Annotated in this window: 5 protein-coding genes; all 5 read left to right on the top strand. The window is 62.6% G+C overall.

The window, feature by feature from the left end; translation table 11 throughout:
• Window positions 1-138 precede the first annotated feature (138 nt).
• The 5 genes from DQG18_RS12750 to DQG18_RS12770 all read left to right on the top strand — a co-directional run bounded on the left by DQG18_RS12750 (window position 139) and on the right by DQG18_RS12770 (window position 12,862).
• Window positions 139-1,002, top strand: a complete 864-nt coding sequence (locus DQG18_RS12750) for a BrxR family helix-turn-helix transcriptional regulator (protein ID WP_116654654.1) — start codon at window positions 139-141, stop codon at window positions 1,000-1,002.
• A gap of 21 nt (window positions 1,003-1,023) precedes the next feature.
• On the top strand, window positions 1,024-4,536 hold the full coding sequence (locus DQG18_RS12755; RefSeq protein ID WP_116654655.1) for a helicase-related protein: 3,513 nt from the start codon (window positions 1,024-1,026) through the stop codon (window positions 4,534-4,536).
• Window positions 4,533-7,337: a DUF1156 domain-containing protein gene (locus tag DQG18_RS12760; protein WP_116654656.1), complete on the top strand. Its 2,805-nt coding sequence runs from the start codon at window positions 4,533-4,535 to the stop codon at window positions 7,335-7,337. The genes DQG18_RS12755 and DQG18_RS12760 overlap by 4 nt, the downstream gene beginning before the upstream one ends.
• 13 nt (window positions 7,338-7,350) lie before the next feature.
• Window positions 7,351-10,650, top strand: a complete 3,300-nt coding sequence (locus DQG18_RS12765; protein WP_116654657.1) for a DUF499 domain-containing protein — start codon at window positions 7,351-7,353, stop codon at window positions 10,648-10,650.
• A gap of 91 nt (window positions 10,651-10,741) precedes the next feature.
• Window positions 10,742-12,862 (top strand): UPF0149 family protein, encoded by a 2,121-nt coding sequence (locus DQG18_RS12770; RefSeq protein WP_116654658.1) that lies wholly within the window; start codon window positions 10,742-10,744, stop codon window positions 12,860-12,862.
• Window positions 12,863-13,007 lie beyond the last annotated feature (145 nt).

Genomic DNA, 13,007 nt, shown 5'->3' on the forward strand with positions numbered 1-13,007 from the left:
GACGCCACCCCCATCCAGTAGCGCACCTGTCGGCAACCGATCTTCCTTTGCCATTGACTCGCTGGCAAGATAGATATACGAACTATACGCACGCCACGTCAATATCAGAATAGTTTCTAACCCCATGAAGGATCACGAGTGCGCTGGGGCATCGAGCAAAGGCTAGAGTTCATCGAGTTCCGTCTGTTCTGGGAGGGATCGATCAATCGCGCCAACATCACAGAGTTCTTCGGCGTGTCGGTGCCGCAGGCGTCCAAGGATTTGACGCTCTATCAGGAGCGCGCGCCAGGAAACATGGAGTATGACCCCCGCGCCAAGCGCTATGTCGCCGCCGAAAAGTTCGTTCTGCGCTTCCTCGAACCGGACCCTTACATCTATCTCTCGCAGCTTCGTTCGGTCGCCGAAGGCGCCGTGCCCGCGAGCGATTCCTGGATCGCGGCGCTTCCCAGCGCCGATGTCGCGCTGACCCCCAGGCGGGACATCGACATCGCGGTGCTGCGCAAGATTCTCGACGCCAGCCGCGAGGGCGCCTCGATCGACGTCTTCTACCAGTCGATGAACAAGGTGCGGCCGGACCCCATTTGGCGGCGGATCACGCCGCACGCCTTCGGCTATGACGGGTTCCGCTGGCACGCGCGGGCCTATTGCCACCTTGAGCACAAGTTCAAGGACTTCCTCCTGCCGCGCATCCTCGAAGTCGGTGGGAAGGGCGAACCTGGGGAAGCCGGCGAGGGGGACTGGCTCTGGCACAACTATTTCGATGTCGTCATCGGCCCGCATCCGGGGCTTGCGACGAGCCAGAAGAAGGTCGTCGCCAAGGATTATGGGCTGGATCAGGGAAATGGTGTGCTCTCGGTCCGTTACGCGATGCTCTTCTATGTTTTGAAGCGTCTGGGTTTGCTTGGTGACGCCGCGAAACAGAGCGCCCATACGCAACATATCGTAACGATAAACCGCAAAGAAACTGAGGCTGCGCTTGAGAAGGCGGAGTTTCAGCTATGAGAGAATCGGGGGCGCCGGCTAATGGCGGCAAGGCTTGAGGAAATAAAGAACGGCGCATCCGTGCGGGGCATTGTTTCGGCGCAGGCCGTGCATGTGATCTCGGTGGACTGGATCGGCGATCAGGCGATCAGCGTCGTTTTCCGTGACCACAATGGCACGGTGGCCGAGGCCGTTCTTTATCGGGACGACGAGCACCGGCTTGAGGTAGAGCAGAGCGGACGGCCATGGTCGTTCGACGCCGACGGTGCGTTGCTGCGTCTGGTGACGGAAGCCAACCGCATCAAGCTGGCGCACTATTTCGACCCGTATCTGGCGATCCACACGAGTCTGGTCGATCCGCTGCCGCACCAGATTTCGGCGGTCTATGGCGAGATGCTGCCACGGCAGCCGCTTCGCTTCCTCCTCGCCGACGATCCCGGCGCCGGCAAGACGATCATGGCCGGGTTGCTGATAAAGGAGCTGATTGCCCGCAGCGATCTCGAACGCTGTCTCGTCGTCGCGCCGGGCAGCCTGGTCGAGCAATGGCAGGACGAACTCGGCCAGAAGTTCAATCTCGAGTTCGACATCCTCTCCCGCGACATGATCGAGAACTCGCGGTCGGGCAATCCGTTCAGCGACCGGGATCGGCTGATCGTCCGCCTCGACGTGCTGGCGCGCAACGAGGAGCTTCAGGAGAAGCTCATGAGCGCGCGCGAATGGGATCTGATTATCTGCGACGAAGCGCATCGCATGTCGGCCACGTATTTCGGCGGCGAGGTCAAATACACGCGGCGCTATCAGGTCGGCCAGAAGCTCGGTCAGGTCTGCCGGCACCTGCTGTTGATGTCGGCGACGCCGCACAACGGCAAGGAAGAGGATTTCCAGCTCTTCATGGCTTTGCTCGACGGCGATCGGTTCGAGGGCCGGTTCCGCGATGGCGTCCATTATGCCGACACCGAAGACATGATGCGGCGGCTGACCAAGGAGGAACTGCTCAAGTTCGATGGCCGGCCGCTCTTCCCCGAGCGGCGGGCGCGCACCGTCAAGTATCAGCTCTCGGAAGGGGAAGCCGCGCTCTACACCGCCGTCACCGAATATGTTCGCACCGAGATGAACCGCGTGCAGCGCTTCGCCGAGGGTGACGGGAAGAAGCGCAACAACGTCGGCTTCGCCTTGCAGATTCTTCAGCGGCGCCTCGCCTCGTCGCCGGCCGCCATCTACCAGTCCCTCAAGCGCCGCCGCGAGCGGTTGGAGAACGAGTTGGGCGAAGCGCGCCTTGCCACCAAGGGCCGACGGGCCGGTTTCGACGAGCCGACCATCAACACCGATATGTTGGGCAACATCGAAGAATACGGCCAGGAGGAAATAGACGAGCTTGAGGATCTGATCTCGACCGGCGCGACAACAGCCGAGACGGTCGAGCAACTCGCCCTGGAGGTTGAGACGCTGAAGGGCCTGGAGTCGATGGCACTTGGCGTCCTGCGTTCCGGCGTGGACACGAAGTGGAGCCAGCTCAATCGTATTCTCGACGACGATCTCATGATCGACGCCGCCGGCAATCGCCGCAAGCTGATCATCTTCACCGAACCCAAGGACACCTTGCACTACCTGCTCGACAAGGTGCGGGCGCGGCTCGGTAACACGCAAGCCGTGGAAGTGATCCACGGCGGCGTCTCGCGCGAGGAACGGCGCAAGGTTGTCGAGCGGTTCATGCAGGATAAGGACATGCTGGTCCTGATCGCCAACGACGCGGCCGGCGAGGGCGTGAACCTCCAGCGCGGCCACCTGATGGTGAACTACGACCTGCCGTGGAATCCCAACAAGATCGAGCAGCGGTTCGGCCGCATCCATCGCATCGGCCAGACCGAGGTTTGCCACCTCTGGAATCTCGTCGCGGCCGACACGCGCGAGGGTGAGGTTTATGCGCGGCTGCTTGAAAAGCTGGAAGCCGCGCGCGAAGCCCTCGGCGGTCGTGTCTATGATGTCCTCGGCGAACTGTTCGAGGGAACGGCGCTCAAGGATCTACTGTTCGAAGCGATCCAGTATGGCGAGCAGGAGGAAGTCAAAGCGCGCCTCTTCCAGCAGGTCGATGGAGCGGTTGACCAGGCAAACTTGCTCGAACTTCTGCGCCGCCGGGCGCTGACCAACGACACCATGCCGGAAGCGAAGGTTGCGGAACTGCGACTCGAAATGGAGCGCGCAGAAGCGTTGCGCCTGCAGCCGCACCACATCCAGAGCTTCTTCGTCGAAGCGTTCCAGCATCTGGGCGGTCGTCTCAAGCGCCGCGAGGAAGGCCGCTGGGAGATCACCCATGTGCCCGCGCGCATCCGCGAGCGTGATCGCCAGATCGGCACCGGAGCGCCGATCCAGAAACAATATGAGCGCATCTGCTTCGAGAAGGACAAGATCAACCAGCAGCCCGTTGCTGCCTTCGTCTGCCCCGGCCATCCGCTGCTCGACGCGGTGATCAGCCTGATCCGCGAGCAGTATGACCAGATCATGCGGCAGGGCGCGGTCCTTGTGGACGACACGGATTCGGGCGACGCATTGTCAGCGATCTTCCTGCTCGAACATGCCGTGCAGGACAGTCGCGTGACCAGTTCCGGCAAGCCGCATGTGATTTCGCAGCGGCTTCAGTTCGCCGCCATCGACAAGACCGGCCAGACTATAAACGCGGGGATTGCGCCGCACCTCAACCTTCGACCAGCCACGGCCGAAGAGGTTGCCAGCGTCAGCGACCTCCTGCACGAGGACTGGCTGACCACCGATCTGGAGAAGACAGCCGTCCGCTTTGCAACAGTCGACCTGGCCCAGCGCCACGTCGCCGAGGTCAAGGCGCGACGCCTGCCGGAGATCGAAAAGGTCGAGCAGGAAGTCCGCGCGCGGCTGAAGAAGGAAATCAACTACTGGGACTCGCGCGCCTTCTCGCTGAAAGAGGAGGAGCGGGCCGGCAAGAAGACGCGCGTGAACTGGCAGAACGCGCAGCGCCGGGCCGAGGAACTGGCGGAACGTCAGAAACGCCGCATGGACCAGCTTGAGCGCGAGCGGTTCATCTCGTCGCAGCCGCCGCGGGTGCGGGGCGGCATGGTTGTCATTCCGCGCGGGCTTCTGGACGCGCGCCAGACCCCCACCTCACCGGGTGTGCCGAACCATTTCGCGGAAGACCCCGCTGCTCGCCGGGAAATCGAGCTTGCGGCAATGAATGCCGTCATGGCGGCCGAGCGCGCCTTGGGCAATGAGCCTGCCGACGTATCCGCGCAGAAGATCGGCTACGACATCGCCTCATACGATCCCCGCGCCGGGCATCTGCGCTTCATCGAGGTCAAGGGCCGGATCGACGGCGCCGACACGGTGATGCTGACCCGGCAGGAGATCATCACCTCGCTGCATGAACCGGGCAAATACATCCTCGCTATCGTCCAGATCAGTGATGGCTATGCCAATCAGCCGCGCTATGTTCGCGGCGCGCTGTCGGACCACGAACCCGCGTTCGAACACACCGCGATCCAGTTCAACCTGAAGCGCCTGCTGGAGCGGGCAGAGGTGCCCGCATGACCCAACCCTACAAGAAGAAACTGATCGAAGTCGCCATCCCGCTTGAGGCCATCAACGCCGCCTCGGCGCGGGAGAAGTCGATCCGGCATGGGCATCCCTCCACCCTGCATCTGTGGTGGGCGCGACGGCCGCTGGCGGCGTGCCGGGCGGTATTGTTTGCGCAACTGGTGGATGATCCGTCTAGCCTGCCCGACCAGTTCCCCACGCCCGAGGCGCAGGAGGCCGAACGCAAGCGGCTGTTCGCCATCATCGAAGACCTGGTGAAATGGGAGAATTCGACCAACGAAGAGGTGCTGGAGCGCGCGCGGGCGGAAATCCGACGCTCTTGCGGGGACGAGCTGCCGCCGGTCTATGACCCGTTCTCGGGCGGCGGGTCGATCCCGCTTGAGGCGCAGCGGCTGGGCCTGCCCGCCTATGGGTCCGACCTGAACCCGGTGGCGGTGATGATCGGCAAGGCGATGATCGAGATCCCGCCCAAGTTCAAGGACATGCCCCCCATCCACCCCGGCATCAAGGAACGGTCGTTCTATCGCAACGCCGAGGGGCTGGCCGAGGATGTGAAATATTACGGCGAATGGATGCGCGAGAAGGCGTGGGAGCGTATCGGGCATCTTTACCCGCAGGTGGACCTGCCAAAGGAGTATGGAGGAGGAAAGGCGACGGTGATCGCCTGGATCTGGGCGCGGACGGTGCCGAGCCCAGACCCGGCATTCGCGGATGTGCAGGTGCCGATTGCATCGAGCTTTCTGCTGAGTTCCAAGGCCGGACGCGAGGCTTGGGTCGAGCCCGTCGTGGACCGTCACGCCAAGACCATCAGCTATCGCATCCGGCAGGGCGGAACGAAGGCCGAGCTTGCGGCGGCGAAAGAGGGCACCAAGGCCGGTCGTGGAGCCAACTTCCGTTGCATCATCTCGGATACGGCAATCACGCCGGACTATGTGAAAGCCAAGGGCAAGGCCGGCCAAATGGGGCAGACCCTGATTGCCATCGTGGCCGAGGGCAACCGCAGCCGCGCCTATGTCGAACCGAAGGCCGATCATGCCGAACTGGCGCTTTCCGCCAAGCCGGAATGGTCGCCGGAAACGCCCCTGCCGAACGATCCGCGCAATTTCTGGACGGTGGATTACGGACTTGATACGTTCGGAAAACTGTTCACCGACCGCCAGCTTGTCGCGCTGAACACGTTCAGCGATCTGGTGCATGAGGCGCGGGCGCAGGTTCAGGCCGACGCCCGCGCCGCCGGGATGAACCCCGACGAAACCCCGCTCCGCGACACCGGCAAAGGCGCTAAAGCCTATGCCGAGGCGGTAAGCGTGTATTTGGCGTTTGCCCTCAATCGGTCTGCTGATCGTGGATCAAGCATTTGCACATGGGATTCCTCACCCAAGATGGAGGCGCTGCGGAATACCTTCGGTCGGCAAGCAATTCCAATGACGTGGGATTTTGCCGAGGGAAACCCATTCTCGAAGGCAAGCGGCAATTTCCTCAACAATGTTGATTGGGTCCATAAATCTGTCCAGCTTCTCGTGCCAGCGGCTGCGGGATTTGAGGCGCAGCACGACGCACAGACCGTCCAGTATCCTGCAAACACGGTGATTTCCTCTGACCCGCCATATTACGACAATATCGGCTACGCAGATCTGTCGGACTTCTTTTTCTGCTGGATGAAACCAGCCATCAGACCTGTATTCGGTGACATCTTTGGTGTTCTGGCTACGCCAAAATCGGAAGAACTCGTCGCCACACCCTATCGCCACGGCGGGAAAGAGGCCGCCGAGACCTTCTTTCTTGATGGTATGGGCAAAGCGATTGCCAACATGGCCCAACAGTCTTCCGATCAGTTCCCGGCGTCCATCTATTACGCTTTCAAGCAAAGCGAGGTTGCGCAGGAAGGTATCAGTTCCACCGGCTGGGCCACCTTCCTGCAAGCCGTGGTCGAAGCCGGTTATGCCGTCGTCGGCACCTGGCCGATGCGCACCGAAATGGCGAACCGCATGATCGCCTCAGGTACCAACGCCCTCGCCAACTCGGTTGTCCTCGTCTGCCGCAAGAAGGACGCCTCGGCCGAGGTCATCACCCGCGCCGAGTTCATCCGCGCACTGAAACGCGAACTGCCCCCCGCCATCGCCGAGCTTCAGGCCGCCAACATCGCCCCTGCCGACATGCCCCAATCGGCCATCGGCCCCGGCATGGGCGTGTTCTCGCGCTACAAGGCGGTGCTGGAATCCGACGATAGCCCGATGAGCGTCAAGACCGCGCTGCAACTGATCAACCGGGAACTCGACGAATATCTCGGCGGCATCGAGGGCGAGTTCGATTCCGAGACCCGCTTTGCCATCACCTGGTTCCAGCAGAACGGGAACGGCAAGGGCGATTACGGCGTGGCCGACAACCTCGCCCGTGCGCGCGGCATCTCGGTCGAAAGCGTGAAACATGCCGGGATCGTGGAAAGTGCCGCCGGCAAGGTCCGCATCCTGACCCGCGACGAGCTTGCCGAGGATTGGGAGCCGGAAAGCGATGGCCACTTGACGGTGTGGGAATGCCTCCAGCACCTCGTCAAGGCGCATGAGAGGGACGGCATCTCGCACGACACCGCCGTGTTGCTGAAAAAGATCGGCAGCCAGGCCGAGGCAGTGAAAGACCTAGCCTATTGCCTTTACGACATCAGCGCAAACAAGCGGAAGGATGCGAAGGAAGCGACGGCCTACAACGCCCTGATCGCCGACTGGGCCGAGTTGACCAAGGCGGCTGCGGGCATTCACGACACAAGCGGGGATCGCCAGATCCGCATGGGATTCTGAGGGGAGCCGGAACATGGCCAAAAGCACGAGGCAATACGTCTTCGAAGGGATGGAGCTGATCCCGACGGCGCTGATCCCCTTTGTCGAGAAGCGGCTGGAAACCGCGATCAAGGGGCATTGGCAGCTTGAGGTGGTCCAGCGCGTTCAGGGGTTGCGTCCGAACTCGACCGGGAATGTGGGTTGGGATCAGCAGGGGCTGCTCAAGACCATGATGGCCTTCTGGAAGGAGGCCTTCGCCACGGTCCTCGGGTTCCCCGAGCGGTCCTATGTGTCGGAACTGCTGGATGTACGCAACAAGCTCTCGCATAACGAGACCTTCACCTATGACGACGCCGAGCGCGCGCTGGATACGATGCGGCGGCTGATGGAGTCGATCAGCGCCGGAGAGATCGCCGCCGAGATCGGCAAGATGCGCGACACCATCCTGCGCACCAAGTTCACCGAACTGGCGCGTAACGAGGAGCGGCGCAAAAGCCAGCGGCTGGAAATCTCGGTCGAGACGGTGGCGGGCCTGCTGCCGTGGCGCGAGGTGGTCGAGCCGCATGATGATGTGGCCACCGGAGACTTCCAGCAGGCCGAGTTCGCGGCCGACCTCGCCAAGGTGCATTCAGGCAGCGCGCCTGCTGAGTATCGCGATCCGAAGCAGTTTTTCAGCCGGACCTATCTGACCGAGGGGTTGAGCACGCTGCTGATCGGCGCGGCCAAGCGTCTGTCGGCTGCCGGCGGCGATCCCGTCGTCGAACTGCAAACCAATTTCGGCGGCGGCAAGACGCACTCGATGCTGGCGCTCTATCACATGGCAGGCCCGACGCCGGTGCAGGATTTGTCGGGGTTGGACCAGTTGCTGGACAAGCAGGGGCTGAGCGTCCCGAAGGACATCAAACGTGCGGTGCTGGTCGGCACGTCACGCGGCCCGCAGGACGTGCTGAACGCCGAGGGCGGTCGGAAGATCCGCACGACCTGGGGCGAGCTGGCATGGCAGCTTGGCGGGCCGGAAGGCTTCGACATGGTGGCAGAGAACGATGCCAGCGGTATCGCGCCGGGCTCGAACCTGCTTGAGACGCTCTTCAAGACATACGCGCCCTGCCTGATCCTGATCGACGAATGGGTCGCCTATCTGCGGCAGATCTACAAGGTCGAGGGACTGCCGTCCGGTTCGTTTGATGCGAACCTGTCTTTCGTCCAGTCACTGACCGAGGCGGTCAAGGCCAGTCCCGGCACGCTGCTGGTGGCCTCGCTCCCGGCATCCCAGATCGAGGTCGGCGGCGAAGGCGGTCAGGAGGCGCTGGCGCGCCTGAAGCAGACCTTCAGTCGCGTGGAATCCTCATGGCGACCGGCAAGCCAGGAAGAAAGCTATGAGATCGTCCGGCGGCGGCTGTTCAAGGAAATCCCGGGCGACAAGTTCCATCACCGCGACAACACACTGAAGCAGTTCGCCAAGCTGTACCGGGAAAACGCCAACGACTTCCCGCAGGGCTGCGCGGATGAGGACTACCGGCGCAAGCTGGAAAAAGCCTATCCGATCCATCCCGAACTGTTCGATCAGCTTTATACGAGTTGGGGCTCGCTGGAGAAGTTCCAACGCACACGCGGCGTGTTGCGCCTGATGGCGCAGGCCATTCACGAACTTTGGATGAGCGGTGACCCCTCGGTGATGATCATGCCCGGCAGCGTGTCGGTCAGTTCGCCGCGCGTTGAGCCGGAGTTGCTGCATTATCTCGACGTGACCTGGCAGTCGATCATCGCCGGCGATGTCGATGGCACGGCATCCACGCCATACAAGATCGACCAGTCGGCACCGAACCTGAACCGCTATTCGGCGACCCGGCGCGTTGCGCGCACGATCTTCATGGGCACAGCTCCGACGCACCAGCAGCAGAATACCGGCCTCGACGACAAGCAGATCAATCTCGGGGTCGTTCAACCGGGCGAGCGTCCGGCGATCTTCGGCGATGCAATGCGACGGCTGACCAATCAGGCCAAGTTCATGCACGCCGATCTTGGCCGCTATTGGTACTCGATGTCGGCGAGCCTCAACCGTATCGCAGCGGATAAGGCGGCACAGATTGAAGCGGCACTGGTCGATGTGACAATCGACGCGGAACTCGGGAAATATGTGAATGGCCTCGCCGATCGCGGGCATTTCGACGCCGTGCAGGTCGCTCCGGCCTCGTCTGCCGAAGTCCCCGATGAAGCGGGCGGTGTGCGCGCCGTCGTGCTGGGTGTCAAACATCCCCACAATGGCCGTGACGGCTCGGACGCGCTGGTCGAGGCGAAAGACATCCTGATGCAGCGCGGCAGCACACCGCGCGTCTATCGCAACATGCTGGTATTCATCGCTGCGGAAAGTCGGCAACTCGACAATCTGAAGGATGCCGTGCGCGCATCGCTCGCCTGGGGCGAGATCGTCCGTGACACCGAGCGGCTCAACCTCACCCAGAGCGACAGTGCGCTGGCCAAGACAAAGCTGTCCGAGGCCAATGAAACGATGAAGACGCGCCTGAAAGAGGCATGGTGCTATTTGCACTATCCCGCCCAGGAGAGCGCCCAGATGGATTGGGAATGGGTATCGGGCAAAATTCCGGCACAGGACGGGTTGCTGGCGCGCGCCAGCAAGAAGCTGGTCGCCGAAGAAGGCTTGCTCGTGGAACTGGGGCCGTCTCGCCTCGACCGTGATCTCCAGAAATACATCTGGAACGGCAAGCCTCATCTGTCCCTGAAGGAGCTGCGAGAGTTTCTCAATCGCTACATCTATCTGCCGCGCATCAAGGGTCAGGACGTGCTGATCAAGGCAGTGCAGGCTGCCGTGAGCGGCATGCTGCCCGGCCCCTTCGCCTATGCCGAGCGGTGGGACGAGAAGACCGGCGCCTATCTGGGCCTCGCGATTTCGCACACCGGAAACGCCATGGTGGTCATCGACAGCGACAGCATCATCGTGAAACCGGACGTCGCGGAGGCGCATCGTCCGTCTCCTGCGCTGCCTGATCCGACTCGTAATCCCAGTGAGGCGGCCGAGACCACAGGGGAAGCTGGCGGTGCCCAGACCACCGACGGTGCATCAGAACCCACTACCACGGAGAAGAAGCCAACCCGATTTGCCGGAACGGTGATGGTATCTGCCGACAGGCCAGCGCGAGACATGCACCAGATCGTGGAGGCCATCGTCGAACAACTCACCATCATCCCTGGCAGCGATGTGAAGCTGCGGCTCGAAATCGAGGCGGAAATCCCCTCGGGCCTTGATCGCGCAAAGGTCCGGACGCTGGTCGAGAACGCCAACACCCTCGGATTCATCGAAAAGTCTGTCGAGTAATAGGAGCTGGTTGCTTATCTTCTCAAGGACAAGACTGGCAGCGCAATTTTTGGTGACCGAAGTAGCAGCTTGATACAGAAAGCGGGGCGGCGTGGCTGACGGGCAGATCGAAACGGCGATAGCGGAACTGACGCGGCTGCGGGACGATGACAACGCACATCGCGAGGTTCTCGACCGCGCAAGCTATACGATGCTGCATCGGCCTGCATTGGGTGGACGCCTGATCGCCATTCTTTGCGCCACGGAGGAGAACGCCCCGGAGCTGGAGCCACTCACCGAATTGCTGGCATCGGCACTGGATGCCGCGCGTATCGCCAGGGAGAACCGAAAGAAGCGAGGTGATACCTTTCTTGAGGCAGTGACGGATGCGGTCGAACTGGCTTCTGGCCAGGGGCGCCTGAGCCCCTTCCACCGCCTGCTTCTTGCAAGCGCATGGACGAGGAACGGACTGCCCGCACCCGCATCTCTGGAGGTTTCTTCCGCCGATATGATGCTCGCAGCGCCCGGTCCTGCCCCGCAGGATCGTGTCGCGGCGGAGGCGGCGCTGGAAGATCTGTTCCGCAGCCTGATCGAGCAGACCGAAGGCGATGCGCTCGCGCTGCATGCCGCGCTGACCGAGACGTTCCCGGCAATGCCGTCGGCAATGCGTCAGCACGTCATTGCATGGTCGGTTGGACGATCGGAGCCGATCCACGCGAAGCTGACATGTTTCTGGCTGCTCGATCCGTCAGCGCAGATCCGCGCTGCGGCGGCACACGCCTTGGTCGAACGCGCCGCCGCAGGCACGCTCTCGCAGGAGATAGCGAGCAAGATGGTGATCCTGCGCAGCTGGATGCCTCAGGACGAGGCTCGCGCCTCGGTGGACAGGGCATTGAAACTCGCCATGCGGTCGGGTCTGGCGACCGGCGCATCAGCCAAGCCGTGGACCATCCATTCGGTCATGGCCACACTGCCCGATGGCGGCGGCGCGCAAAGCCTCATGATCGCGCTACAATCGGGCGGAAGCCGCAAGACCGCGATGCTGCTCTTCAAGCAGGGCCACGGGGTCAAGGACGCCTATACCGTGCCCTGCACGTCGGCGAGCGAACAGAAGGCGCTGCTCAGCCGCATCAGCCAGGAGACCGGCGCGGTCAAGGTGCCCCTCTCTTGGCTCGAAGGCAGTATCGGCATGGCCCTGGCCGATGGCCTGGCAGGAGGGCTGCCCCCGGCTCCGGGGCTCATCGAGGTGGCGGAACTCTGCGGCCTCGACAAGCTGCGACCTGAAGCCGTCACGACTGAAGCCATGATCTCTGCCTTGCCCGCGTCGGAACGTATACGCGACCTCTCGGCTCAAGCGCGAGGCAGGCTGATCAATGCCAGCGAGGGCTGGTGGGATCGTCATGAGATCGTCCAGAGCTGGTTCGAGGAAAGCGATCATGCGCATGAAGTGCTCGAGGGCCGCCACAGCCCGCGCGCGCTGGACTCGGCGCTGTGGCGATGGCTTGACACCCGACGCGACTTCTGGGCGCGACTTGTCGCGCGGGCGGCCGATGTGCTGGCGGCGGCCGACCACCCGGACGCCAACAGCTTCACGGCCACGGCGATGGCGCTCCTCGAAGGACGCGATCTGAAGAAGATCCCGGTCATGGCCGATGTCCACGACCAGACAATCGAGGCATGGGTATTCGACGACCCGGACGTGGATCCGGACGCCACGCTTGAGGAATGGGTGGAAGAGGCGGAAGCAGAGGCGCCAAAGCCGGAGCGGAAGGGCGAACTGGCACGCCTCGTGAAGGGCTCGGCGATTACGGCAGATTGGATCGACGGGTTCCTGATGTCGGTCACAATCGCGCCGAAGGTGATCGCGCCCAGCAGGTGGCTACCCGAGATCCTCGGCAGCGCCATCGGAAACCTGACGCCGGACAGTATCCAGCGCTTCGCCGATCTGATCCTGATGCGCGCAAACGCCTGCGTGGACCAGGCGGACGAGCCTACGGAATTTTCGGGCGCGATGTCGGGACGCAGCCAGATGGCCATGCGGGACTGGGCGGCCGGATTCAGCCATGCCCGCGAGCATTTTCGATCATCTTGGCCCGCGAAGTCCACGGCCCCGGGCGATCGGGCGATGATGCAGTGTGTTGCCGATGCGATGGCCACGGGCTTCGGCGCAGCCGAATTGAAGGGCCTTGGCCAGTGGATCACTGCTCGGCATGATCGAAACAAGGAATCCTGATATTTGATCCACTGCGGATGTCGTCCGCCGGGGGCCAGCGCACGGGTTCTCGTGACGCGCATCCTGCGGAGGTGAGGCTATCCGCCAGATCTGAAGGTGGCTGCTTCGAGGGCAAGCGAGCCAGGGGAAAAACCCACGACATTCT

The organism is Pelagibacterium sediminicola (assembly GCF_003390885.1).
Taxonomy (GTDB): Bacteria; Pseudomonadota; Alphaproteobacteria; order Rhizobiales; family Devosiaceae; genus Pelagibacterium; species Pelagibacterium sediminicola.